Origin of the sequence: Ureibacillus sp. FSL K6-0786, from assembly GCF_037965165.1 — a bacterium.
GTDB classification, from domain to species: Bacteria; Bacillota; Bacilli; order Bacillales_A; family Planococcaceae; genus Ureibacillus; species Ureibacillus thermosphaericus.
The window spans coordinates 2,129,257-2,156,028 of record NZ_CP150191.1; the positions used below are offsets into that span (position 1 = coordinate 2,129,257).

General features: G+C 36.8%; 24 protein-coding genes, 1 pseudogene and 3 riboswitches. Of the genes and pseudogenes, 22 read left to right on the forward strand and 3 right to left on the reverse strand.

The features are described 5' to 3' along the window. Positions 1–164 precede the first annotated feature (164 nt). The 10 genes from rpoN to NSQ18_RS10540 all read left to right on the forward strand — a co-directional run bounded on the left by rpoN (position 165) and on the right by NSQ18_RS10540 (position 15,321). The gene (gene rpoN / locus NSQ18_RS10495; protein WP_016839091.1) at positions 165–1,487 is read left to right on the forward strand and encodes an RNA polymerase factor sigma-54; all 1,323 of its coding nucleotides are present in this window, start codon (positions 165–167) and stop codon (positions 1,485–1,487) included. A gap of 463 nt (positions 1,488–1,950) precedes the next feature. After that, a complete protein-coding gene (locus NSQ18_RS10500; protein WP_016839090.1) occupies positions 1,951–3,987 on the forward strand; it encodes a hydantoinase/oxoprolinase family protein in 2,037 nt (678 codons plus the stop codon). Positions 3,988–4,009: 22 nt separating this feature from the next. Further along, positions 4,010–5,989 (forward strand): hydantoinase B/oxoprolinase family protein, encoded by a 1,980-nt coding sequence (locus tag NSQ18_RS10505; protein WP_339287983.1) that lies wholly within the window; start codon positions 4,010–4,012, stop codon positions 5,987–5,989. A 124-nt stretch (positions 5,990–6,113) separates the two neighbouring features. Then, on the forward strand, positions 6,114–7,553 hold the full coding sequence (locus tag NSQ18_RS10510; RefSeq protein WP_016839088.1) for an amino acid permease: 1,440 nt from the start codon (positions 6,114–6,116) through the stop codon (positions 7,551–7,553). A gap of 130 nt (positions 7,554–7,683) precedes the next feature. Next, positions 7,684–9,246, forward strand: a complete 1,563-nt coding sequence (locus tag NSQ18_RS10515; RefSeq protein WP_339287985.1) for a sigma 54-interacting transcriptional regulator — start codon at positions 7,684–7,686, stop codon at positions 9,244–9,246. Between the two features lie 217 nt (positions 9,247–9,463). Then, positions 9,464–10,603: an IS110 family transposase gene (locus NSQ18_RS10520; protein WP_096549889.1), complete on the forward strand. Its 1,140-nt coding sequence runs from the start codon at positions 9,464–9,466 to the stop codon at positions 10,601–10,603. Between the two features lie 658 nt (positions 10,604–11,261). Then, positions 11,262–12,581 carry an aspartate aminotransferase family protein gene (locus NSQ18_RS10525; protein ID WP_016839086.1) on the forward strand — a complete coding sequence of 440 codons (1,320 nt, stop codon included), beginning with the start codon at positions 11,262–11,264 and terminating at the stop codon, positions 12,579–12,581. Positions 12,582–12,595: 14 nt separating this feature from the next. Then, entirely contained in the window at positions 12,596–12,787 is a 192-nt protein-coding gene (locus NSQ18_RS10530; RefSeq protein WP_016839085.1) for a hypothetical protein, read from the forward strand. A 55-nt stretch (positions 12,788–12,842) separates the two neighbouring features. Beyond that, the gene (locus NSQ18_RS10535; protein ID WP_016839084.1) at positions 12,843–14,258 is read left to right on the forward strand and encodes an aldehyde dehydrogenase family protein; all 1,416 of its coding nucleotides are present in this window, start codon (positions 12,843–12,845) and stop codon (positions 14,256–14,258) included. Positions 14,259–14,688: 430 nt separating this feature from the next. After that, complete coding sequence (locus NSQ18_RS10540) at positions 14,689–15,321, forward strand: cupin domain-containing protein (protein WP_339287988.1); 633 nt, start codon at positions 14,689–14,691, stop codon at positions 15,319–15,321. 49 nt (positions 15,322–15,370) lie between these two features. Here the strand turns inward: NSQ18_RS10540 and NSQ18_RS10545 are convergent, their stop codons facing one another. Beyond that, a complete protein-coding gene (locus NSQ18_RS10545) occupies positions 15,371–16,369 on the reverse strand; it encodes a zinc-dependent alcohol dehydrogenase family protein (RefSeq protein WP_016839082.1) in 999 nt (332 codons plus the stop codon). A gap of 694 nt (positions 16,370–17,063) precedes the next feature. Continuing rightward, a riboswitch (Fluoride riboswitch) is annotated at positions 17,064–17,126 on the forward strand. Between the two features lie 55 nt (positions 17,127–17,181). Between NSQ18_RS10545 and NSQ18_RS10550 the strand changes: the two genes are divergently transcribed. The 11 genes from NSQ18_RS10550 (at position 17,182) to queE (ending at position 24,350) form a co-directional block, all read left to right on the forward strand. Beyond that, on the forward strand, positions 17,182–17,559 hold the full coding sequence (locus NSQ18_RS10550; protein ID WP_016839081.1) for a CrcB family protein: 378 nt from the start codon (positions 17,182–17,184) through the stop codon (positions 17,557–17,559). After that, complete coding sequence (locus NSQ18_RS10555) at positions 17,559–17,912, forward strand: CrcB family protein (RefSeq protein ID WP_339289655.1); 354 nt, start codon at positions 17,559–17,561, stop codon at positions 17,910–17,912. Before NSQ18_RS10550 ends, NSQ18_RS10555 begins: the two co-directional genes overlap by 1 nt. Positions 17,913–17,998: 86 nt before the next feature. Beyond that, positions 17,999–18,349, forward strand: coding sequence for a DUF2200 domain-containing protein (locus tag NSQ18_RS10560; protein WP_016839079.1), 351 nt, complete (start codon positions 17,999–18,001; stop codon positions 18,347–18,349). Between the two features lie 90 nt (positions 18,350–18,439). Continuing rightward, positions 18,440–19,219: an alpha/beta hydrolase gene (locus NSQ18_RS10565; protein ID WP_016839078.1), complete on the forward strand. Its 780-nt coding sequence runs from the start codon at positions 18,440–18,442 to the stop codon at positions 19,217–19,219. A gap of 231 nt (positions 19,220–19,450) precedes the next feature. Further along, on the forward strand, positions 19,451–20,005 hold the full coding sequence (locus tag NSQ18_RS10570; protein WP_096552117.1) for a dihydrofolate reductase family protein: 555 nt from the start codon (positions 19,451–19,453) through the stop codon (positions 20,003–20,005). A 22-nt stretch (positions 20,006–20,027) separates the two neighbouring features. Next, complete coding sequence (locus tag NSQ18_RS10575; protein WP_339287992.1) at positions 20,028–20,420, forward strand: hypothetical protein; 393 nt, start codon at positions 20,028–20,030, stop codon at positions 20,418–20,420. Between the two features lie 268 nt (positions 20,421–20,688). Then, complete coding sequence (gene uvsE, locus NSQ18_RS10580) at positions 20,689–21,642, forward strand: UV DNA damage repair endonuclease UvsE (protein ID WP_339287993.1); 954 nt, start codon at positions 20,689–20,691, stop codon at positions 21,640–21,642. 113 nt (positions 21,643–21,755) lie between these two features. Then, positions 21,756–21,801, forward strand: a riboswitch (PreQ1 riboswitch). Between the two features lie 85 nt (positions 21,802–21,886). Continuing rightward, positions 21,887–22,387 carry a preQ(1) synthase gene (gene queF / locus NSQ18_RS10585; protein ID WP_016839074.1) on the forward strand — a complete coding sequence of 167 codons (501 nt, stop codon included), beginning with the start codon at positions 21,887–21,889 and terminating at the stop codon, positions 22,385–22,387. 4 nt (positions 22,388–22,391) lie between these two features. Beyond that, positions 22,392–22,435, forward strand: a riboswitch (PreQ1 riboswitch). A gap of 56 nt (positions 22,436–22,491) precedes the next feature. Further along, positions 22,492–23,172: a 7-cyano-7-deazaguanine synthase QueC gene (gene queC / locus NSQ18_RS10590; RefSeq protein ID WP_339289656.1), complete on the forward strand. Its 681-nt coding sequence runs from the start codon at positions 22,492–22,494 to the stop codon at positions 23,170–23,172. Further along, positions 23,159–23,629, forward strand: a complete 471-nt coding sequence (gene queD, locus NSQ18_RS10595; RefSeq protein WP_339287995.1) for a 6-carboxytetrahydropterin synthase QueD — start codon at positions 23,159–23,161, stop codon at positions 23,627–23,629. The genes queC and queD overlap by 14 nt, the downstream gene beginning before the upstream one ends. After that, entirely contained in the window at positions 23,622–24,350 is a 729-nt protein-coding gene (queE, locus tag NSQ18_RS10600) for a 7-carboxy-7-deazaguanine synthase QueE (RefSeq protein WP_339287997.1), read from the forward strand. The genes queD and queE overlap by 8 nt, the downstream gene beginning before the upstream one ends. Positions 24,351–24,541: 191 nt before the next feature. On the opposite strand, the gene NSQ18_RS10605 is transcribed toward queE, so the two are convergent. Together NSQ18_RS10605 and NSQ18_RS10610 are read right to left on the reverse strand one after the other, a co-directional pair. Then, on the reverse strand, positions 24,542–24,697 hold the full coding sequence (locus tag NSQ18_RS10605) for a hypothetical protein (RefSeq protein ID WP_339287999.1): 156 nt from the start codon (positions 24,695–24,697) through the stop codon (positions 24,542–24,544). 112 nt (positions 24,698–24,809) lie between these two features. Then, positions 24,810–25,135: pseudogene (locus NSQ18_RS10610) on the reverse strand (YnfA family protein). A gap of 213 nt (positions 25,136–25,348) precedes the next feature. Between NSQ18_RS10610 and NSQ18_RS10615 the strand changes: the two are divergent. Further along, the gene (locus NSQ18_RS10615; protein WP_339287653.1) at positions 25,349–26,473 is read left to right on the forward strand and encodes an IS4 family transposase; all 1,125 of its coding nucleotides are present in this window, start codon (positions 25,349–25,351) and stop codon (positions 26,471–26,473) included. Positions 26,474–26,772 lie beyond the last annotated feature (299 nt).

The window sequence follows — 26,772 nt, forward strand, 5'->3', positions numbered from 1 at the left end:
CGTATTACGGTAATCATTATCGTATTACAAATATAATCATAGTTTTTTAAGGTGTCAATAAAAATATAAAAAATTCTAACAATTTTGTTATTTTTTCTCTTTCATGTAGATAAATAATTTTATAGGGAAAAATTAAATGGGGATTAAAAAATGGGGGGAACACAATGCAAATGCAAGTAAAATTGGAAAATAGATTAATGAAAACTCTGCGATTAGATCAAATTCAAAGTTTGGAAATCTTGCAAATGTCCAGTTTGGAGTTGGAACAATATTTAATTGAAAAAGCAAATGAGAACCCATTGCTTACTTTAGATAGTGAAAATAATAGTTTTCAGAAGCTCTTGGAAACCTCTTATATCAAAGAAAAAATGTCTCCATCCTTTTCGAGCGAAGAAAATCATTGGGATTTTATTGAGCGCAGCGCAAGAGTTCAAGAGAATTTTGAACAATTTTTTATTGAGCAAATTCCACTAGCGGTTCCTCTAAGTGATTTGGATGTAAAAATATTAAAATTTTTAATTTGTTCTTTAGATGACCGTTTATTTTTAGATGTTGAATTAGCTGAAGTAGCTGAAAAATTTCATACGACTTCAGCTCATGTTGAAGAGATCATCCAATTGCTTCAGTCGCTTGAGCCTGTCGGAGTTGGAGCACGTAATTACATTGAGTATTTATTGATTCAAACGAACCGATTTCCCAATGTGCCCCCATTCATAAAAGAGATTATAAAAAATGATTTGCACTTAGTTGCGGAAAATAAACTTAAACAGGTAGCGAAAAAATACAGCGAATCTTTATCAGAAATTCAGCAAGCTGTTGCATTTATAAAAAATCTAAAACCAATTCCTGCTGGTTTTAAAGAAACAGCCATTCATTATATTGTTCCGGATATTGAAGTATACCGTGCAGGTGGAGAATGGGCTATTCAAGTGATTCAAAAGAATTTGCCTGCGGTTCAAATCAATGAAGAATATGTGGAATTGTTAAAACAACAAACAGAAAACAAGCAATTTTTAAAACGTTATTTGAAAGATGCAAAAGCAATTTTATTAGGAATCGAAAAGCGTAATAAAACAATCTATGAATTTGTTCGGTTGCTATTAGAGATTCAACCTGACTTCTTTGAACAAGGAATAGTAGGATTAAAACCTATGAGATTAAAAGATATAGCAGATCATCTAAAAGTCCATATTTCTACGATTAGTCGAATGGTTAAAGGAAAATATCTGCAGACTCCCCATGGCATTTATAGTTTTCAGTCATTATTTTCAAAAGGAATTATAAGTTCATCAGGAAAATCAGATTCAATTATATTTATTAAAAAACGGATAAAGGAATTAATAGAACAAGAGAATAAAAGAAAACCTTTAACCGATGAACAATTAGCAATCCAACTCAATAATGAGGGAATAAGTATTTCCAGACGAACAGTGGCAAAGTATCGAATAGAAATGAATATTGCTAGCTCATTTAACAGGGCATTATAAATAATTTCAAATTACAATAACCGATGCAATAATGCATAACAATTGAATTTCTGCATACAAAGATGGTTTTTTGGTTAAATCAAAACCATTGAAAGAATTATCAGGTTAAAGACCTATTAATTTTGTTAAATAATTCTTGAATTAACATTCATTTATCGGAATATAAAAAAATACTAGCCATAAATAAATTATGAAACAGTTAACAAGTTCTATTCATACTAATTTTAATTACTTGCTGAATATGGCTTTTTTTGAAGTCAATTTTAAAAAAATAGTTTTTTTATGCATTTTTAATATTTTATGAAAAAAATGATTGAGGATATGACGGGAAAGTTGGCATATTTTTTGCTTTAAATTTTGTAACTGCATTGTGATTAGTTCACGCATTTAAGAACAGCGGTCATACCAGAAGCTATTGTGTTCTAGTAATTTACAGATAATTTTATAGAAAGAAGGGGATGTCATGATTACTGCCAAAAAACGTTTAGCTATTGATGTCGGGGGTACTTTTACTGATGTTTTTGTATTCAACGAGGAAACCGGTGAAATTTTTGTTACGAAAACATCGTCAACACCATCCAATCCTGAGAAAGGAATATTAGAGGGAATTGCAAAGGCGAAAATTAATGGAGAGGATATTAAAGTCTTTTCCCATGGAACGACAGTAGGTACGAATGCACTCATTGAAAGAAAACTGCCCAAAACAGCACTGATTACAACAAAAGGCTTCAGGGATGTAATTGAAATAGGACGAGGTACAAAAGAAGATATTTGGGATACTTATAAGGATAAAGCAAGACCATATATTAAAAGGCGCGATCGATTTGAAGTGACAGAGCGGACAGACTATAAAGGAAATGTTTTGATCCCTGTAGATGAAAATGAGGTTCGTGAATTAGCAAGAAAACTGAAAAAACGTGGAACAGAATCGGTAGCAGTATGTTTCATTAATTCATATGTGAATGGAGAAAATGAAGCAAGGGTGAAGGAAATTCTTCAAGAGGAATTACCAGGGGTATATGTGTGTATCTCCAGTGAAGTATTACCTGAAATCTTTGAACATGAACGAATGAGTACGACGATTATTAACGCTGTATTAGGACCGATTATGACTTCGTACATTAATAAGTTGGAAGAAGAAATGCATGAGCGCGGTTATAAAGACGATATTTTGGTTTTACATTCCGGCGGCGGTGTGATGACATCCAGTACAGTCCCTCGTTATGCTGCCAGACTTGCAAGCTCAGGAATTGCAGCAGGTGCCATTGCAAGCAAACATATTGCAAAATTATGCGGTTATAGTAATGCGATTGGTTTAGATATGGGTGGAACAAGTACGGATATTTCATTAATGTATGACGGTAACATTCGGATTACAAAAGATTGGGCAATTGAATATGGTTATCCGATTGGTTTCCCAAGTATCGAAATTTTAACTATTGGTGCAGGCGGTGGAAGTTTAGCCTGGATTGATGAGGGCGGTTCATTGCGAAATGGTCCGCAAAGTGCAGGCGCTTCACCAGGTCCAGCATGTTATAGCCACGGTGGTACTGAACCGACGAATTCGGATGCAAATCTGGTGTTGGGACGTTTAAATGAAGAATTATTAGGCGGTACGATGAAATTGAATTTAGAGAAAGCGAGAGAAGCTGTACAAAAAATTGCAGATGAATTCGGCTATTCAATCGAAGAAGCGGCAAATGCAATCATCGAAGTGGCCAATGCTAATATGAGCGATGCAGTAAGACTCATTTCTGTTCGCAGAGGGTATGACCCAAGAGACTTTGCTTTAGTAGCCTTTGGCGGAGCAGGTCCATTGCATGGTGCTCATTTAGCGAAAGAATTAAATATCCCTACAGTCATCATTCCGCCTTATCCAGGTGTAGCAGCAGCGATGGGATGTTTATTAGTAGATGTACGGCACGATATTTCAAAAACATATTTAAAGCAAGCTTCGGAAATAACACTAGATGATTTACAGCTGGAATTCGAAAACATGAAAGCTGAGGCAAAAGCGTTGCTTGTTGAGGAAGGAATTCCTGAAGAACATTCCACTTTAATGAATTTCATTGACTTAAGATATCAAGGTCAATGGCGTTCGTTATCGGTACCAGTAAGCGAAAGTAATTCATCAATCGAAGAGATTTTAGAATTATTCCATAAAGAACATGAGCGTGAGTTTGCATATTCTGACAGGGAACAAAAAGTTGAAATTTATGGGCTTCGCGTTACAGCAATCGGTACTGTGCCAAAACCTGAATTTCCAAAGTATAACTCGGCAGGAAAAATTGAAGATGCCCTTAAAGGGACAAGAAAAGTTTACTTCGATGGCAAATTTGTAACGACAAAAATTTATGATAGGGACAAAATTCCAGTGCAAGCTGAAATTGTAGGGCCAGCAATTATTGAACAATTGGATACAACAACAGTAATCCCACCGGAATTTACAGCAAAGGTTGATCAGTACAAAAACATTATTATTTCTGTAAATCAAGAATAATTTTGGAAAGGTGGAATGATTTATGAGTTCTTCACAAAAAACGATTCCTAAACAGGAGTCAACTTTAGATCCGGTTACTTTTGAAGTGTTAAAAAATGGTTTTGTGAATTTGGTTGACCAAATGGCAGAACAGATGTTAAGAACATGTTACTCATTTGTCATTTACAACCGTGATTTCAGCTGTGCCTTGTGTGACGCAGATGGAAATACAGTGATGCAAGGAACACATGATATTTCGGTTCATGTAGGGACATTGCATTTAACGGCAAAAGCAGTTTTGGAAGATTTTAAAGATGATATTCATCCAGGTGATGTGTTTTTAGTGAACGATCCTTATAGGGGTGGCACTCACTTCTGTGATACAAGGGTAATTTTACCGGTGTTTTATGAAGACAAATTAATTGCTTTCATGCAAACAAATGGGCATTGGGCAGACGTTGGTGGTTCTAACCCAGGATCTTTTGATGTGAAGTCCAGATACCATTTTGGAGAGGGGATCCGTATTCCACCAGTCCGTATTTACAGAAAAGGCGAATACTTATCAGATGTCGTCAATCTTTTGATTTCGAATATGCGAGTGTCTAAAGAGCGCTTAGGCGATTTGCGTTCACAAGTGGAAGCGGCAAAAGTTGGGCAAAAGCAACTGTTAGAGTTGATTGATAAATATGGAATTGATACGGTGTTAACTGCATTTAAGGAAGTGCAGGATTACGTTGAACGCTTAACGAGAAAAAAAAACGAGTCATTACCTGAAGGCACGTGGGAAGCGGTTGACTATATTGATATGGACCCTGAAGTTGGAGACGGGTTAATTCCTATTCGAGTGAAAATGACGATTCAAAATAATGAAATCCATTATGATTTAAGTGGAACTCATCCATATATTAGCTGCTTTTTAAATGCAGGTTTTGGTTCAGCATTATCAGGATTATATGCAGGTACAAAAACATTTTTCCCGGAAGTACCGCTAAACTCCGGATTTTACCGGGTTGTAAAAGCATACTTGCCTGAAAATTCAGTTGTGAATGCTCCTGAACCTGTTGCTGTTTCTGGTTTCTGTTCAGGTGCTTTTGAAAAAATTATGAATGCTTGTTTCGAGATTTGGTCTGAAATAATGCCAAAACGTGCAATTGCGTGTTCATTCAATCTGGAATATTTATTAATTGGAGGATATGATCGCCGCAATGCAGCCAACAATTACTTTATGTGGTATGACTGGATGGCGGGAGGTCATGGCGGACGCATAGACCGCGACGGAGCGAATGCAACCTCACCTGTTTTTGGAGTAGGGCTCAGCGTACAGCCTTGTGAAGGGCAAGAGCGTTTGTCACCTGTTATTACGACAAAACATGAAATTATCACCGATTCAGGAGGACCTGGAAAGTATCGGGGTGGATGTGGAGTTGAAAAAGGCGGCATTTTAACAGACGTATTCGGCGGGGTGATGTCTTATTGTTGTGACCGTTCCCGTTCGATTACTTGGGGAATTATGGGAGGTCTGCCATCGATTCCACAAGGAGCCATTTTATATCCTGATACGGAGAGAGAACAATTTTTAGGTACCATTTTCTCAAATGTTCCTTTGAAAAAGGGGGATTCGTTTACTAGACCATCCGCTGGTGGAGGCGGCTTAGGTGATCCATTGGAACGAGATGTAAACGCTGTCTTGGAAGATGTCATTGATGGGTACGTATCAATCGAAAGAGCCAGAAAGGATTATGGTGTAGTCATTACAGAAATCAATCGAGATTTGGATCTATTTGAAATTGACTTTGAGGCTACTAAAAAAGAAAGAGAATACATTCGAAAAAATAGAAAAGTATGGCTCAGTGTAAATCCATTTGAAGTAGAAAAGATGTATAAAAATGGAGAAATCAATCAATTAGATGTAATTCGCCGTTACGGTGTAATTATAGATTATACAACGAATCAAGTATTGATTAAATCGACAGAGCAATATAGGGAAACGATAATCAAGCGTTCAATGGCGTATTGGGATTAATGATGCATTTGGTATAATGGTAGTTTTTTAAAATTTTCCATTCATCAATTTCTGAAAATATAAAAAATTGATTTGATTGTTAACTATGGATTTTACTTTAAATTTCATAAAAAGGGGGAATCAAATGGGAAAACTGCAAAATTCATTGAAGACTAGGCATATTACAATGATTTCTATTGGTGGGGTAATAGGTACAGGCCTATTCGTTGGAACAGGTAAAAATATTTTAAGCACCGGTCCAGCTGTCATTTTTTCTTATCTAATTGCATGTTTGATTATTGTATTCATTATGCAAATGGTTGGTGAAATGGCTTCTGGTGAACTGGCTTTAGGAATGAATCGAAACGGCGATCCGGAAATGGGTTCGTTTGCTTCCTATGCTTCGAAATATATTGGTGATTGGGCAGGTTTTACAGTTGGTTGGCTTTATTGGGCAAGCTGGGTATTCATTGTTGGACTGGAAGCAGCGTTAATTGGTGGAATGATTAATGCTTGGTTTCCTGTCATCCCTATTTGGGCGGGTTCTATTGGCATTACATTGCTTATGACCATTATTAATGTGTATTCTGTAAAAACGTTTGGTGAATTTGAGTACTGGATTTCTTTCTTAAAAGTAACGGCAATTGTTGTGTTCTTAATTGTAGGTACGTTAATGGTGCTCGGTGTATGGCCGACATTTAATCCACAGGGATTCGGTATTTTATTTAATCATGGAGGTTTTGCTCCACAAGGTTTAGTTCCGATTTTGACGGCAATTGTATTTGTTATTTTCTCCATTTGTGGAGCAGAAGTAGCGGCAATCGCAGCTGCTGAATCGGAAAATCCGGCGAAAAATATTGTCCGGTCAATCCGGAATGTTGTTTTTCGGCTGGCATTGTTTTTTGTAGGGTCAGTTACTTTGATGGTTTTAATATTGCCATGGAATGATGCTGACAATTTAGCAGCACCATATGCAAACATTTTGAGGATGGCAGGCTTACCAATCGCAGCTGAATTAATGCAAATCGTTATTTTCGTGTCACTGGTTTCAGTATTAAACTCCGCACTATACACAAGCTCACGTATGTTATTGTCCATGTCTCAACAAGGAGATGCCCCAAAATTTTTCTCCAAAATCAATAGCAAACGGGGCGCACCAGTTCCTTCCATTATTGGCAGTACAATCGTTGCGTATATTTGTGCTATGTTATATTTTATTTCGCCGGATGTGATTTTCTACTTTTTAGGAAACTGTGTAGGCGGTTTAATGATTATTGTATATATTTTCATTGCGATATCACAACTCCGCTTCCGCAAAGAATTCTTGAAGTGGAATGAAAAAAAATTGCCGATTCGTATGTGGTTATTCCCTTATTTAACCTATGGGACGATATTCTTGCTTGTGGCAGTATACATTTCTCAACTATTCATTGAAAGTTTACAATCGCAGTTTTATTTAAGTACTGCGGTGTTTGTTTCTTCAATTGCATTATTTTTTGTCATGAGAAAGATTAATCCCGCTCCATCGGAATCCAAAAAAGAAGTAGAAACATTAGTGAAAGAAACTGTGTCTGAAACGAATTAATGTGATAAAAGCCCTGCTCCTTTAAATGTAATCCTAAGGTTGCATTTTGGAGCAGATTATTTTTTGTATTTGCTAAGAGAAATAAGCATATAAAAATTAAGAGAAAATAGTTTTGGAAGGGAGATTATCTATGGCGGTTCAAAAAATGCAAAAAACAGAGCACTTTTTTTATGTACAAGACAATCAGATTAAGTTTTCCAGTAATCTTCCTATGGAGAAAATAGAAAAAATTTTTGTACATTATGAGAAAGGCAAGCAGTTTTACACGGCGGAAGATTTTCATGTGCATGTGCTTCCTTCTCAAAATGGAATGCTTTTTTGCCTCATGCCAATTCAACAGTACACCGATTTGGATATTTTGAATCCCTTATCTATAAAATTATTAAATTCAATTTCGGATGGTATTACAATCAGCGACAAACATGGCAAGATTATATTTCAAAATGACATTGATATTGAAATTGTTGGCATCAATTGTGTCAACCGATACGCTAAGGATTTGATTGCTGAGGGAGCAATGAGTGACTCGCTGACATTGAAAGTGTTGAAGTCAAAAGAAGATGTCACTATTTTCCAATCTTTTTTGAATAATAAATGCTTTTTGGTGACAGGGAAACCGATTTTTGATGAAGCGGGAGAACTGCAGTATGTATTGATTATTACCCGGGATATGTCGCGATTGAAAAGTTTGGAAGAAGAAGTAAAAAAACTCGAGATTCAAAATGAAAAGTTTAAGCAAAAAATTAGAGAATTGAATGAACTCGAACGAAAAAAAGTGAATATCATTGCAACATCCCCGGTGATGCAAAATGTATTAAAACGCATGTTGCGGGTTGCTGAGGTGGACTCCACCGTTTTAATTGAGGGTGAATCAGGTGTCGGAAAAGAGGAAGCAGCAAAGCTAATTCATTTAAACAGCCGAAGAAGTACAAAACAAATGGTCACAATCAACTGCAGTGCAATTCCGGAATCTTTGTTGGAATCGGAGCTTTTTGGTTATGAAGCAGGTGCTTTTACAGGTGCCATTAAAGGTGGGAAAGCGGGATTATTTGAAACTGCATCGGGCGGTACAATTTTTTTGGACGAAATTGGAGAGATGCCGCTTCAATTGCAGGCAAAACTTTTGCGGGTATTGCAGGAATCGGAAGTGCAGCGGATTGGAAGTGCGAAGCCAATTCCCATTGATGTGCGAATCATAGCAGCAACCAACCGCAATTTGGCTGAAATGGTGCAACAAGGAATGTTTCGTGAGGATTTATATTATCGTTTAAATATCATTCCGATTGACATTCCTCCATTAAGAGAGCGGCGGGAAGATATTGTTCCACTTGCCTATCATTTTTTAACTCAAATTGAACAAAAATATGATATTCATCGAACGTTTGATAAGGAAGCATTAAAGGTATTGGAAGAGTACGATTGGCCGGGGAATATCCGCCAATTGAAAAATATTATCGAAAGGGTATCTTTATTGGCGAATCAGCCGGAAATTAATGTAAGCATGATTCGTGAGGAACTAAAAGAAGCATCGAAAAAGAGCAGCAAAACGAAAAAGCAACCTAAGGAATCTATCGATTTAGCAAAAAATATAGATATATCCCAATATAACGGAACGCTAAAGGAGCAAGTGGCAGCTTTTGAAAAGGAAGTCATAAAAAACAATCATGAATTTTCATTCACAACCCTGGCATGAAAATGGATATTTCTTTCCCATAATGTAGATAACACAAACAGTTAACAATACGTAGGCTTTTATGGTGGATGATACCCTGAATAAAAAACTGTTTGAGTGGATTTGGTGAACAACCCATTGTTAGCTCATTCATTTGGAATGATGACTACGTACAGAAAAATGCTTATATTTCAAATTCACTCGCTGTTTGTGAATCTACTTTATGGGAGGGATTATATTGGATGTACTGATGACACGTTGTGCAGGATTAGATGTACATGCTGAAACAATTGTTGCTTGTGTCATGATTGGCGAACAGGACGATGAATTATTCATTGAAACAGAAACTTTCCCCACTTTAACAAAGGATCTCTTTCGTTTACTAAAGTGGTTGGAAAACCATGGCATTACGCACATTGCGATGGAGAGTACTGGAGTTTATTGGAAACCTGTTTATAACATTTTGGAGGATTACTTTGATATTACATTAGCGAATGCTCAAAGAATCAAGAATGTCCCTGGAAGAAAAACAGATGTTTCGGATGCAGAGTGGATTGCGAAGTTATTGCGTTATGGACTGATTGAAAAAAGTTTTGTTCCACCAGAAGATATACGAAACCTTCGTGATTTAACTCGGCTTCGTAAAAAATGGATCGGCCATTTGACTTCAGAAAAAAATAGGATTCTGAAAGTATTAGAATGCTCAAATGTTAAACTAAATTCAGTTATTTCAGATGTGTTTGGTGTTTCTGGAAGAAAACTTCTATCCAAATTAATTCAAAATGGATATGTTGATTCCATTGATGTAGAAAATAGTATTCACGGAAGAATGAAGCACAAAAAACAAATGATTACAGACTCTTTATTCGGTACTTTAAACGATCATCAAATCTTTCTAATCAAACAATCTTGGCAACACATCGTTTATTTAGAATCATTAATCAGCCAAATCGAGGAAAGAATAGATGAAATTCTGAAGAATTATAAAGAAGAAGTGGAGTTATTACTAACGATTCCGGGTATTAAAAAGGATTCCGCAGCAATTATTATTGCAGAGATTGGGGTGAACATGGAACAATTTCCTACCTCTCAACACTTAGCGTCTTGGGCCGGAGTTGCTCCAGGAAATCATGAAAGTGCAGGAAAACGAAAGTCAACTAAAACGACTAAAGGGAATCCTCATATCAAAACTGTACTGTGCGAAGTAGCATGGGCAATCTCTAGAAGTAGGAATCGTTGGTTAGCTGCTAAATATTGGTCGATTGCTGCAAGAAGAGGAAAGAAAAAAGCACTCGTTGCCATATCGCATCGAATGCTTCGAATCATTTACTCCATGCTAATTAATAAGGAGCCTTATAAAGAACCTTTAATTAATTAGTATAACCAAAGAAGAATAAGTTTAAACAAAGTTACCTTCCATTAGGTAGCTCTGCTTTCTTATTGTCTTTTTTAGGTTATTTATATATTACCCTCAATAGATTGAAGCTATTCATGGGCTAAGTGGAATTAAATTATTTTCACAGAAAAAGCATTATCTGAGCATGATAGCATCAGAAAGGCAGCAACAGCATTAGGCTGCGATCAATCTACATTGGTCAGGAAAATTCAGCGTTATAAACTGACAAAATACGTAACATATAATTAATTATGCAAAATTTATACTTTAATGCATTAAGTGATGCAAAATTTCATCAATCTGTTAATTTTTGCATTAAATTATGTAAAGAAACCTAACAAGTTTTAAACATACACAACAAAATGAAAAAATTTATTTTAAGTTTTTAGTAATGAGTGATAGGCATTCCAGAAAGCAAGAGAGCTTCTGGAATGCCTATTTTTCGTTATTCCTGTAATAGGATTGAAGATTCATAGGATGTTTGCCTCAAAAAAATTTCTTCCGACTCAAATAAAATAAACGATTTTTTTTATTTTTGGCTACTTGGCACAAGATTTGCTCATTTATTTATAAATACGCCAGTAGTGAATAAAAACTTTTTTTGTTCATTGCAATATTTCAAAAGAAAGAGGTTGATATAATGGCAATTCAATTAGTTGAGCAATTAAAATATTTGGACCAAAAGCATTTCTTGCATCCAACAACTTCAATTGAAGAGCAGCAAACTTACGGTCCGGCGGCAATCTTTTATGAAGGAAATGGAATCTATTTAAAAGATTTAGAGGGTAATACGTACATTGATGGCATGTCATCTCTTTGGAATGTAAATGTCGGACATGGGCGCAAAGAAATTGCAGAAGTGGCAAAAGAGCAAATGGAGAAGCTGGCTTTCAGCTCCTGTTTTGCAACGTTCAGCAATGAACCGGCAATCAAGCTTGCAGCGAAAATTGCTGAGTTGGCGCCTGGAGATTTAAATACTGTATTTTTCACTTCCGGTGGTTCAGAGTCGAATGATACAGCTATAAAACTTGCACGCCATTATTGGATTTTAAAAGGCCAGCCAAATCGCCAAAAAATTATTTCCCGAACATTGTCGTATCATGGGGTCGCATTCGGATCAACAAATGCAACGGGTATTGAAGGGTTCCGCAAATTTACAAATTCACCGGCCCCTGATTTCCATTATGTCAATAAAGATTCTGCGGAAGAGTTGCGCAATTTAATTCTTGAGCTTGGTCCGGAAAATGTGGCGGCATTTATTTCAGAGCCGGTGCAAGGAGCAGGCGGAGTGAATGTGCCAAAGCCGGATTATTTCAAAAAAGTGCGTGAAATTTGTGATGAGTTTGGAGTTTTATTTATTGCTGATGAAGTGATTACCGGATTTGGACGTACAGGGAAGAACTTCGCGATTGAACATTTTGATGTAGTTCCGGATTTAATAACTTTTGCCAAAGGGGTATCGAGTGGTTACGCACAGTTGGGTGGAGTGTTAATTTCTGAAAAAATTCATAAAGATTTGTGCACTTTATCCAGGGGAGTACTCATGCACGGCTACACGTACAGTGGCCATGCAACTGCTTGTGCAGTAGGATTAAAGAATATTGAGATATTAGAGCGTGAAGGGCTTGTGCAAAATGCGAAAGTCATGGGCGAGGAAATGCTAAAAGGTTTTAAAGTGTTGCAGCAAAAGTATAACTTTATTGGCGAAGTCCGAACATTCGGGTTATTGGGGGCAATTCAAATTGTAAAAAATCGAGAGACAGGTGAGCTATTCAATCCGCTATTAAGCCCGATTGCTATAAAGGAAATGACAAAGCGCGGGTTGATTTTGCGTACAGTGACGTACGATCAAGATACAATCGTTTTTGCTCCACCATTAATCATCACAAAAAATGAACTGAATGAGATGTTGCGCATTGTTGATGAGACATTTGATTATTTCAAAAAGAAATTATTATAAAGGGGTAGTATGACATGATTATCGGAGTTCCAAAGGCCAACATACCGGGTGCAGTTGCACGAACATCGACAATGGCATTATCAAACTTTACGATCACACATGCATTACAAATTGTCAATAAAGGTTACGAGCGTGCTTGTTCAGAAAATCTGGCACAGGTGAAAGGGTTAAATGTGATTGCCGAAAAATTACGTATGAGGCAGTAGCGGAGGCGCATAACATACCGTATACACCATTATTTGAAGTAGGAGGGGAATTGAAATGGTAATGGGCGTAAGAGAAATTCGTGAACAGTTTAACCCTGCGAATACATCGGAATGTATTGGAAAAATCGAGTTACACACAATTGAAGAAACGGAAGTGAAAATTAGAGCAAGTGAGCAGGCATTCCAACAGTGGAGCAAATTGTCATCTGTATCACGTGGGGAAATTTTAAATTCTATGGCCAATTTATTAATCGAACATCTGGAGCCATTAGCTGAGCTTGCTTCGAAAGAGATGGGAAAAACGGTTCCGGAAATGATGGGTGAAGTTAAACGGGGGGCTTCGATTTTACGTTATTTCTCACAGGAAGGTATGCGTGCTGCTGGTGAGGTATTACCATCTGCTTCTGAAGATAAAATGCTTTATACGAAGCGCGTTCCTTTAGGAGTTGTAGGAGTTATTACTCCTTGGAATTTCCCGATTGCGATTCCGCTTTGGAAAATAGCTCCGGCACTTGTGTATGGCAATACGGTTGTGTGGAAGCCATCAATCGAAGTATCGCTGACAAGCCAGTATATCGCTGATTTGTTTGAAAAAGCGGGTTTGCCGAAAAATGTATTGAATATTGTACAGGGACGCGGATCGAAACTTGGGGCAGTAATTATAAAGTCTCCTAAAGTCAAAGCTATTTCGTTTACTGGTTCAAACGCAGTTGGCCAACAGATTTTAAATACAGCTGGTCCAATGAATAAAAAAATTCAATTGGAGCTTGGCGGAAAAAATGCGGCAATCATTCTTGCGGATGCGGATTTAGATTTGGCAGCCCGTCTGACGATTGAAGGTGCAATGAAGCAAACAGGGCAACGTTGTACCGCTACAAGCAGGGTGTATATTGAAGCATCTGTGTATGATACGGTAGTGGAAAAATTAATCGAAAATGCAAAGAAAATTAAAGTAGGAGAAACAATGGGGCCTCTTGCCTCAAAACAGCAATTCGAAAGCGTTATTGAACATATTGCACGTGCAAAAGCACAGGGAGCGAAATGCATTTTCGGTGGAAAACCTGTCGCAGAGTTATCCCATGGATATTTTGTAGAACCGACATTGTTTACTGAAGTTACGCATGATATGGATTTGGCAAGAGAAGAAATATTCGGTCCAGTTTTAGCCATATTTAAAGTGGCAGATTATGAAGAAGCAATTCGCTTATCAAATGATTCGGAGTTTGGATTAAGTGCTTCCATCTATACGACGAACATTCATAAGGCTTTTGATTTTATTGAACGCAGCGAAGTTGGCCTTGTGCAAATTAATGATGAAACAGGTGGCGCTGAGCCGCAAGCACCGTTTGGCGGCATGAAAAATTCAAGTACAGGTTTTCGTGAGCAGGGTCAAGCTGCCAAAGAATTTTTCACTGTTTTGAAAACTGTAACAATCAATAGGATTCGTGTGAAAGGTAAGTGCGAACAATAGTATAACCAATTTAAAAGAAAGGGGCTGATCAGAAAGTCGAACACTTTCTGAACAGCCTTACTTCTTATAGTAATATTCTCTTAAAAACTTTGCTCCTGCGGTGGTCACATCAAACGCGCCTCCTCGTCGCAATTTATCTGCGGCGAAAGCATGTGCGACAGCCGCAAAGTGGGCATCTCAAAATGACTTTTCAGACGCCCACCTTTTTTGGCAATAGCAAGTTAACTGAAATTAAGGGTATCCACCAATTAAAGAAATGGATAAAAAAGTAATTGTGAAAACAAATTTTTTAATTAGCCCTTATATAAGCCATACTTGTATCGGTTTTTTATAAACCTCGGTAATAGTTGGTTTATTGCCTAGGACATTTAACTACGTTCTCATACTATTTAAATTAGGTATTTTCATTACAAAATGAAAGGATGGGGCAATGAATTTTTTCCATTATCACAACCCTTATGGATATCCTTATTATTTTTATGAATCTCCGTATTATATGAATAGAAATTTAGAATATGTACAACACTATCCTTATTATGATTCAAGCAATTACCATATGCCGTACAGAAATCCACATTATAGCGGAAATAATGTAGATTATCAGAGAATGCTACCCTTATTTCCAAATCCTCATGGTTACTCTCAATTCCCTAGTCAAGATTTGGGTCCTGAACCAGCTACGGTAGATATTGAAAAGGAAACGAAGAATAACAATGCGTATCGTACAGCCTTATGGACAGGTCCACATTTGCAAGTAACATTGATGAGCATACTTCCTGGAGAAGATATTGGCTTAGAAATTCATCCAGATACTGATCAATTTTTACGAATTGAACAGGGCGAAGGAATTGTGGAGATGGGAAGAACTAAAAATCATTTGAATTATCGAAGAAGAGTCAAAGAAGATTCAGCCATTATGGTACCTGCTGGAACATGGCATAATGTAATAAATACAGGAAATATCCCATTAAAGCTTTATTCGATTTACGCACCGCCACATCACCCACATGGAACGGTTCAAAGAACGAAAGCTGAAGCCATGGCACAGGAAAACCATAAATAAATAGCCAAAACTCACAACCCTTTCATAAAAGGATTGTGAGTTTTTTATCTTACCATTTATTTACTAAAACAATTTTTCCAATTGCTTTACCGGATTCTAAGTGTTCATGGGCATTGGAGACTTCATCAAATGTGAAAATGTTTGGATCAAGAAGCGGACGAAGTTTTCCATCTTCAATGATATTTGTAATCTTCTCTAAAATTTCACCATATTCTTTTCGTGATTCTTTGTTTAAGATTTTTAATAACATAAACGTTACGTGAAGTGATAATCCTTTCGAATGTAGTGGGGAGAGGTCATGGGTAGAACGAGCAGCAATTGCTAGAACTGTTCCGTGTAAAGCAGCTGCTTCAAAAGAGCGGTCTAAGTTCTCCCCTCCAACTGTGTCAAATACGATGTCAAAACCTTTACCATTCGTATATTTTTGTACATAATCTTGGACGCTTTCTTCCAGATAGTTGATTGTTACATCAGCCCCAAGACGAGCGCCGATTTCAAGCTTTTCTTTTGAAGAGGCAGTTGAGTAGACTTTCGCACCAGCCCATTTTGCCAGTTGGATGGCAACATGTCCCACACCGCCTGTTGCTGCATGGATTAATATGTTTTGTCCAGGAGCCAGCTTTCCTCGATTGAACAATGCTTCCCAAGCGGTGATGGCAACAAGCGGTATAGCAGCAGCTTCTTCCATTGATAAATTTTTTGGTTTATGGGCAAGTAAATCAGCATCGGCCAGCATGTACTCTGCCAACGCTCCCCCTGTAGTTCCTTTAAATCCACCGGCACAGCCGTAAACTTCATCTCCTACTTGAAATTTTGAGACCCCTTCACCAACTGCACAAACGACTCCAGCTACATCTCCATGTAATACAGCTGGAAATTCAGGAGCAACAGCGGGAACGAAACCAGAGCGAACTTTTGTATCAATGGGATTGACACTCGTTGCTTTTACTTGGATGAGCACATGGCCAGGAATGACTTCAGGTGTGGGAAGATCTTGAATTTGAAAGACGGATGGATTACCAAAAGTTTGAATGACTTGAGCTTTCATTTCTTGCACTCCTTTTTTATTTAAGAACTCGATGAATAATTAATGCTATAAAATTGATTTTATTCCCAATTTTGAGAAATTACAAATTTAGGATGAATTTTAAATAGAAAAATTCTCTTAATCTAGTGGAGGTTGGATAGGGAACATAATTTACACAACCTAGTTACACTAGAATTTTTATACACGAGTTACGAAGTGAAATGCACAAGTATAAGGGGATGTGCACAAGTCAGGAAGCTATATGCACAAGCTAAATAATCATCCACACAAGTTGGGAACGTATCTGAACAAAAGGATGTATTATCTACACAAGAATTGTAGTTATCCGCACAAGAAGGAAGTTTTTATGCACGAGTAATGAAACTATTCACATGAGTTGAGAAATTATCCACACTAGTTAAAGGATTAAACGCACAAGGGAGTGGATTATGTGCACGAGCTGAGAGTATATGCACGACTATGTGCGCGAGTTAAGAAGGTAACTGCACTGTACAAGCTGAGTAGCTATATGCACGAGCAAAGAAGGTAAACGCACAAGCCGAGTGATTATCCGTACAAGCGAAGAAGCTAAACGCACCAGTATGTAGATTATCCGCACGAGCTAAGGATATCTATACGCCAAAACAGAATTTATCCTATCGTACAAAATAATTGAAAAATGTATGATATCATGTTATAAGTTAATTACCAAATAAGTACAATAGGTGATGGAGTTCACCTTTAACCGCCGAAGTTGGCTGATGACTCCTGCTGGTGATATGGAATTTCCCTATCACGAGCAGGAGTTTTTTTATGGAAAGGAGGAAAATCAAATGGTTTATATGTATGTCGGCATTGCAGGTGCACTAGGTGCCATTTCTAGATATTTCATCGGAATCACCTTCATGACTAATAGCGTGTTTCCTTGGGCTACACTTATCGTCAACTTAGTTGGAAGTTATTTATTAGCTTGGTTGACTACATCATTATTCAACAGAATTTCTGTATCGCCAATCATAGCAACTGCAATTAGTACAGGGTATGTCGGTTCATTTACAACTTTTTCTACATTGAGCGTCGAAACGATTGAGTTGTTTGAGAATCAGCATTATTTGTTAGGAGTGCTTTATGTTTTAGTAAGTATTATCGGTGGATTGGTTATGAGCCGATTAGGTTTTAAAGGCAGTAAGGAGGTTGATTCGACTTGTTGATGCATTTCGTATACGTGGGAATTGGGGGTTTTCTAGGCGCTATCTCTCGATTTGCCATTGCTAAAGTTTTAAATAAACAAGAGTCACTGCCCTTTGGAACAATGACTGTAAATTTATTAGGAGCGTTTATATTAGGCATCATCACGGGTGCAAAAGCAAATGAAACCTTGCTCTTACTTTTAGGGACAGGATTTCTTGGGGCATTTACAACCTTTTCAACATTGAAATTAGAACTCATTCAATTTTATTTAAAGAATAAAAAGCATTTTCTTTTGTACATAATAATCACTTACGGTGGAGGAATTGGTTTAGCAGTTTTAGGGTATTTGATTGGAATAATTTGTTGGAACTAACTGTATGGAAGTTGCGGCTGTTTATTCATTTCGAACTTCGATATAATGAAAAAAATATTTCGCCTGAAGAAAAGGAGTAGCATGTGATGAAAAACAATCGGATTTATAAGATGAAATTTTCAAGTGTATATCCTCTTTATATTCAGAAAGCAGAGAAAAAAGGTCGTACAAAAGAAGAAGTAGATGAAATTATACGTTGGTTAACTGGATATAGCCAAGAAGAATTAGAGGCGCAAATAGAAAAAGAGTCAGATTTTGAAACATTCTTTAATGAAGCTCCTCAGTTAAATGCTAATCGTAAACTCATCAAAGGTGTTATTTGTGGAGTGCGGGTAGAAGAGATTGAAGAACCTTTGATGCAGGAAATTCGTTATTTGGATAAACTGATCGATGAATTGGCAAAAGGAAAAGCGATGGAAAAAATTTTGCGAGCATAAAATAAAATTGTTTCTTTACTTTCTAAGAGATTCACCTATATTTTCAGCCCTGAATATCCTATTCCGAGACTGAATTACGGGAGGGTATGCATGGGCTATTTTGTTACTGTTGATTCGGGTGTAAAATTATATGTGGAAGATATTAATCCTCATGGAAAGAAAACCATTGTGTTTTTACACGGTTGGCCTTTAAATCATAATCAGTTTGAATATCAGTATAACGTCTTGCCGATGTTAGGATATCGTTGTATCGGTATTGATTGGAGAGGTTTCGGAAAATCGGATAGACCTTTTGAAGGATATTGTTACAACAGGTTAGCTGATGATGTTCGTGCAGTTGTGGATGCTCTAAAATTAAACAATTTTGCATTAGTAGGCCATTCTACTGGCGGAGCTATTGCAATACGTTATATGTCTCGTCATCATGGTTTTGGTGTATCGAAATTAATTCTTGTTGCGAGTGCAGCTCCAATCGGCTTTACACAAGAGACTGCACAAAGTTTTCTTCAACTAGCATATAATGATCGACCGAAAATGATGCAAAAAGTAATCGACGGATTTTTCTTCCAATATATTACAAAAGAATTTTCTGATTGGTTTATGAAAATGGGATTGGATGCAGCAAGTTGGTCGACAATTGCAATCATTAATACTTTAAGAGATGAAAATTTATATGCGGATCTTTCAAAAATTCATGTGCCTACGTTAATCATTCATGGAATACATGATAAAGTAATCCCTTTTGCACAAGCTCAAGAACTCAATGAACTCATACCAAATTCGAAGGTCGTTCCTTTCCAATATAGCGGCCATGGAACGTTTTGGGAAGAACGGGATCGATTTAATGAGGTATTATGGCAATTTATTTAAGGCGGATTGGAGTGATTCCAATTCGCTTTTTGCCTTTTGTCTTCTTTAGTCCAACTGTAAGTTTTGTCTAGATGAAAATGAAACTTCAACGAGGATCATTCGTCAAATCTTAGAAAAATCAATCATGCTAACATAAGATTTTGTCACTATCAAGGAGATATTTGACAATAAAGTTCAAGCGTATGATATAGTAGTTTTCCAATCGAAAATCTAAGGAAGAGAGGGAAAACGATGCAAAACCAAAGAAAGATTATACTAGATTTAGCAGTGACGTTGGATGGCTTTATAGAAGGGAAGAATGGGGAAATCGATTGGTGCATTATGGAACCAGAAATGAACTTTACGGAATTTCTCCATCAAATCGATACGATTTTTTACGGAAGAAAAAGTTATGAATTGTGGGGACAATATTCACCTGGAGAAAATGCAAGCGCAGAAGAAATAGAAATGTGGGAAATAATCGAAAGTAAAGAGAAATATGTGTTTTCTAGAACACAACAAAGTGCTGATGGGAAGGCTAAGTACATCAACGACAATGTAGTAGAAGAAGTAAAGAAAATAAAAAATAAACCTGGGAAAGATATTTGGTTATATGGAGGAGCCAGTCTCATTACAACATTTGTTAATCATGATTTAGTTGACGAATATCGTTTATCAGTCCATCCAATTATTCTAGGAGCGGGGAAACCATTGTTTATTGATATTCAACATAGAGTAGCACTAAAACTTGTAGAAGCAAAGACGTTTCCATCGGGAGTTGTTCAATTGATTTATCATAAAAAATAAAAATTTAATGGAGCGGAGAATAATGAAAGAATTACTCGTATTTGGTGAACTACATAAATACTTAAATAGCTTAGGTTTTATCGAATGTACTATTGCTAATAAGAGTTTATCATTAGGATATAAACCAATTACCATTAGAGGTGCTTCTAAAAAATTTGCAACTTTGAATGGTGATAAAAGATATCGTTGTTTAATTTTGCATGTTGATCCTGGAAATCCTGAATCTGCGAAAGGAAAAATCGTCCAAAAGGAGATACAAGAGATTTTAAATTTTGATATCGGGCAAATGAGAACATTTAAACTAAAAAAGCATGAAGTATTTATTCCATTTGAAGTAATAGATACAAAAGAGAAGATGGGAATATTAAAGGATTTTATAGCTATTCAATACAAGATTTTTTTAGAGAATTATTAGTAATTCTAGTTATTATTCAAAATCAATTGTTCGAATTGAATCTTATTGTAACGATTTAAATAAAATTATGGAATGGGATAATTTTTTCAAACTTTCCTCATCTCATTTCGTCAATGATTGGAAGTATCTCGAATGAAATTTATAGAAACGAAAAGAAATAGTGGGGTAATCACTATTGTCAGATTTCATAATCCTCCTTTCATGATGTATGTATCGTTCTCCATTGACAAACACTATCCTCATCATTCTTTTTTAGGATGGTGTACAGATGATACTTCGATTTGGTTATGTTTCAATGGCGCTCCCATTGTGGGAAGCGTCTCCTTCACATTCAATTACTTTTACCAACTGGAAAAAACTCGATGAAACAAGTAGAGCCGAGAAATTATTAACCATCACGGAGCGAAATTTAAAAAATACAATTCGCATTCTCCATTACAATATTGCCCACGGAATACTAGTGTACCGAATGTCTTCATCTCTCATTCCATTAGCTGCACATCCGGAAGTGGATTGGGAGTTTATCTCCCCGTTTGAACATCTTTTTAAAGAAATCGGAGAAATGGTTCGAAATTATGGAATGCGGGTCAGCTTTCACCCAGGACAGTTTACTTTATTCACAAGTAAACAAGCTCATGTGACAAACAATGCCATTGTGGATATGACCTATCATTTTAAAATGTTGCAGGCAATGGGGCTAGAAAAAGAGGCAATGTTAAATATCCATGTTGGAGGAGCTTACGGGGATAAAGATGCATCTATTTCTCGATTTTATCAAAACTTCCAAAAATTAGATTCAACAATTCGCTTGCAAACGACTCTGGAAAATGATGATAAAACCTATACAGCAGAAGAGACATTAGCCATTTGTGAAAAATTAAAAGTACCTTTTGTATTTGATTACCATCACTATATAGTAAATAAAGGAGACTGTGAATTAGAAGAGTTGTTGCCAAGGATTTTTGCGACTTGGGAACATACAGGGAAAGTTCCGAAATTTCATTTATCATCACCCAAATCAGATAAAATGTTAAGGGCACATGCGGATTATGTTGATATGGATTTTGCTTTTCCATTAATTAAAGCCTTAAAGGATTTCGGAAAATCTGCAGATATTATGATTGAAGCAAAAGCGAAAGATCTTGCATGCCTCCGTTTTGTGGAGGAGCTAGGGAAATTGCGCGGCTTTAAGCGAATCAGTGGTGGGATAATTGAGATTTGAAATGGCAATCCATTGATTATCTCATTGTTTTTTTTAATAAACTTTCTAAAAAAATTTGACCTTTTTCACTATATTCTATAATATTACTAAGTAAAGTTGAATACCCGACTAGAACGGGAGAGGTTCATAGCATAACCCTCTATAAAAAACTATGAAACAATAATATTTCATCAGTTTTAATAGAATGAATTGGGTTTACCTCTCTTGAAAATGTTGGGAAACATTTTGCAAGGAGGTTTTTTTTATGTCTAGTCGCAAATTAGAAGATGGTTTAAAGGATTTGACGCTGCTCGGTAATCAAAAGACGTCATATCCAACAAAATATGCGCCAGAAGTATTGGAAGCAGTGGATAATTTACATGTCAATCGGGATTATTTTGTAAAATTCAATTGTCCTGAATTTACTAGTCTTTGTCCGCTTACACAGCAGCCGGATTTTGCAACGATTTATATTTCTTATATTCCGGATAAAAAATTGGTGGAAAGCAAATCGCTGAAATTATATTTATTCAGTTTTCGAAATCATGGAGATTTTCATGAAGACTGCGTAAATATCATTATGAATGATTTAATTGAATTATTAGATCCAAGATATATTGAAGTGTGGGGGAAATTTACTCCGCGCGGGGGAATTTCCATCGATCCATGGTGCAACTACGGAAGACCTGGAACGAAATATGAAGAAATGGCAAATTACCGTTTAATGAATCATGATTTATATCCAGAAAAAGTGGATAATCGATAAATGAATAACAGAGGTTCTTAGCTACCCTCTATAAAAAACTAAGAAGAAACAGCATTTCCTTCTTAGGATGCTGTTTTTTTCTTTATGAAGGAGTGTCTTTAATGATGATATTAAAAGAAGAAAAAGCAATCGTCGTATTTAGTGGTGGACAAGACAGCACGACATGTTTGTTTTGGGCAAAAGAACAGTTTAAAGAAGTGGAAGCTGTGACGTTTGATTATGGTCAAAGACATCGATTGGAAATTGAATGTGCAAAGGAAATCGCAAAGGAAGTAGGGGTAAAGCATCACATTCTTGATATATCCCTTTTAAATCAGCTAGCTCCAAACGCACTAACACGGGATGATATCGAAGTTGAGGAAGGGAAAGATGGCGAGCTTCCTTCTACCTTTGTGCCGGGGCGCAATTTGCTATTCCTTTCCTTTGCAGGGGTGTTAGCTAGCCAAGTAGGAGCAAAGCATATCGTAACAGGCGTATGTGAAACGGATTTTAGTGGCTATCCTGATTGCCGTGATGTTTTTATCAAATCGTTGAATGTAACAATGAATTTAGCGATGGATGATACGTTTGTCATTCATACGCCGCTCATGTGGTTAACGAAAGCACAAACATGGGAACTGGCAGACAAATTAGGTGTGCTTGATTTTGTACGAAACAATACATTGACTTGCTATAACGGAATCATTGCAGATGGCTGTGGAGAATGTCCAGCATGTAAGTTGAGAAAAAGAGGTCTTGATGAGTATTTGCGTTCTAGAAAGGGTGCTTCACATGTTAGATTTTAGAATTGTTGATAAGCTTCAAAAACTAGATGAAGATATTCAAAGAGACCAATTGAGATATCACTCGAAGCGTGTGCTCGTCAGCAAGGAGTTTACTTTTGACGCTGCTCATCATTTACATGCATATGATGGGAAATGTAAAAATCTACATGGCCATACGTACAAAGTGGTACTGGGCGTCAGCGGCTATCCGGACGATCGGGGATTGGTGATTGATTTTGGCGATCTTAAAGAAATATGGAAAGAAAAAATTGAAATCTATTTGGATCATCGCTATTTAAATGAAACGTTGCCCCCGATGAACACAACGGCTGAGAATATGGTCGTTTGGATTTATGAAAAATTGGCGGAAGCGTTGCAGGAGAAAGGTTTTGATGATGCGCGGGTAGAATTTATTCGACTCTATGAGACTCCTACAAGTTATGCAGAAGCTAGACGGGAGTGGATGGAAGATGAGTAAAATCCCCGTCATCGAGATTTTTGGACCGACCATCCAAGGGGAAGGGATGGTCATCGGGCAAAAGACGATGTTTGTCCGCACGGCAGGTTGTGACTATTCCTGTTCCTGGTGCGATTCTGCCTTTACTTGGGATGGCAGCGGCAAAAGTTTGATTAAGCAAATGACAGCGGAAGAGATTTGGACTGAGTTAAAGGGGCTAGGAGGAAATGGATTTTCTTTTGTTACCATTTCTGGTGGGAATCCTGTATTGATTCGTCATCTAGAGGCATTAGTTCGGATTTTAAAGGAAAATGATATAAGAATTGGCGTTGAAACGCAAGGGAGCAGATGGCAAGATTGGCTGTATGAAATCGATGAATTAACGATTTCCCCTAAACCGCCAAGTTCTGGGATGAAAACAGATTTTACTGTGCTTACGGAAATCATAGATAAGCTAAATGCCCGAAACGGCAACCAGCACATTTCATTGAAAGTCGTTGTATTTGATGAGGAAGATTATGAATATGCAAAAAAAGTACATTTAAGATATCCGACTATTCCATTTTTCTTACAGGTTGGCAATGATGACACAACTACAAAAGATCAAACGAAACTCGTTAGCCACTTACTGAAAAAATATGAAAGGCTCATTAACAAAGTAATGGCAGATGAGGAATTACAAAACGTGAAAGTACTGCCGCAACTCCATACCCTTGTGTGGGGGAATAAAAGAGGGGTTTAAAAAAACATTACGTACTTCTAGTTTTAGGTTTGGGAATCATAGTTTGATCGTAAAGACTGCTTAAGCGCCATGCTATTTAAGCAGTCTTTTTTGATGGAGTAAGGGGCTTCTACATCTATATAAAAAATAATTGGGCGTTCATTCTAATTATGTCAAATCGAATGACGCCCTCTTTTGAAGAAACAATAAATTTAACGCTTTTCAACAAATAATAAAATCAATGTTGCTACAGGACCTAATAATAAGGAAAGCAAAAACCAGTTCAATCCAGAGCGATTTTTTCCTTGTGCAAGCCCTGCGTTTATTAATGCCAATGTGCCCCAACCAACCACATATTCGTTTTCCATGACGGCCTCCTAAAATAAAATGGTAAAAGTAATTTATATTATTCTATAATATCTAGTTGCCCTTCACCAATGCTAAAGTAATTTCATGTTCAAATACATAAATATTAAGACATTATTCTCTCGGTGCAAATAACATGACCGCAACACCAGCTAAGCATATTGCCGTTCCAATCCAATCATAAATATCTGGGGTTTTCTTATCGATGCTCCATCCCCAAAGCACTGAAAGAAAAATAAATACTCCTCCATAAGCTGCGTAGACTTTGCCGAAGTTTGGGAAGGATTGGAATGTGGCGATGACTCCATATAGGAATAGGACAATTCCACCAATTAAACCTAATAGAGCGGAACGATCTTCTCTTAACCACTGCCAAATTAATAGCCTCCCCCAATTTCTGCTAACCCTGCAAATACAAAAAGTACAATTGCTTTAATCAATTTATACACACCCTAAAAATTAAAACTCTATTAAATATATTCGAAGATTGTTTTACATTCTATCTATTTATATTTCCTCACTAGCGTCGCATTAAAATAATTTAACACCTTCAAATAAACCGAATTTTCTGAAATATAATCTAAACACAAAAAAATCCTTTATAATGGTTGGGTGGTAGTAAACCATCCAAATCCAATACAAAGGACAAAACCATGGATAAGTTTACACGAAAAACATCATTTGAACAATGGTTTTCACCGATTAATCGTCCATTATTTGACGACCTAGTGAAAACACATCAATTAAATCACTATACCAAGAAGCTTTATATGGCTTCATTTATGAAACTGCTTTTGTATGCCCAACTCCATGAAACCGAGAGTTTACGGGCGTTGAGTGACGCTGTCTTTTTAGAAGAATTACAACGAGCAACGGGATTGGAATCGATTAGTTTTTCACAGTTAGGGAGACGAATCAATACCATCCCAACTGAGTTCTTTCAAACGATTTTTCTCGATTTAGTGGCACAAATTCATCGGAAAACCAATTTCCAAACAAGAAGAAAAGTGACAACGCCTTTGAAAATCATTGATTCGAGTACATTACCGCTTAATTTGACCAATCATAAGTGGGCAGAGTTTCGAAAAACAAAATCAGGAGTAAAGCTTCACTTACGACTTGTTTTTATGGAAAAAGGACTCTCCTATCCAGATAAAGCCGTACTCACGAATGCCAACGAACATGATCGTGGTCAACTAGAAGTATTCGTGGATGACAAAGAATGCATGTACGTGTTTGATCGTGGTTACTTGGATTATGGGCGCTTTGATCAAATGACGGAAGATGGCTATTTCTTTGTGACCCGTTTGCGTAAAAACGCTGTTGTCCGAGTGTTAGAATCCTTTTCGTTACCAGAAGATTCACCCGTATTCTCTGATGAAATGGTTGTCATTGGAACACCACAAAATCGTTCTGAAAACGTGTTTCGCTTACTCAAATTGCATGATACAAAAGGAAATGAGCTTCATTTACTGACAAATCGGTTTGACATTGACGCAGATGAAATTGCAGAAATCTACCAATCACGTTGGGCAATCGAACTTTTTTTCAAATGGATGAAACAACATCTGAACATTAAAAAGTTTTTTGGTCACAGTGAACAAGCTGTACATAATCAAGTGTACGTAGCCATGATAGTGTACTGTCTGAATGTTTTAGCTCAGCTGAACACGAATAGCGAACGCAGTTACTTACAAATTAGTCGCTATTTGAAGGCTTCTTTGTGGAAATCCGCTCACATTTGGTTACGAAAAATCGAAGGAAACGGCGTCCCATAAAGGTTTGCCAGTCGTTGTTGCACAAGTCATAGGTTATAGTAAAAAAATGGATGTTTACTACCCTCGCTTAGGTGTTTTCGTTTTTTCTCTAAAGTCCAGAAAAAAATAAAACTGAAAATTCAGACATCATTTATGCGACGGTAGTGATATTTCCTATTAAGATTTTTTCCCTCTCAATTCATTACATTTGATAGAAAAAGAATAGTTCTCATTAAACATAAAATAGTTCTACAGTGCATATATCATGATAAAGCTATTCTATTACGAAGGTTAAATATTTATTACAAATTGATTAGTTA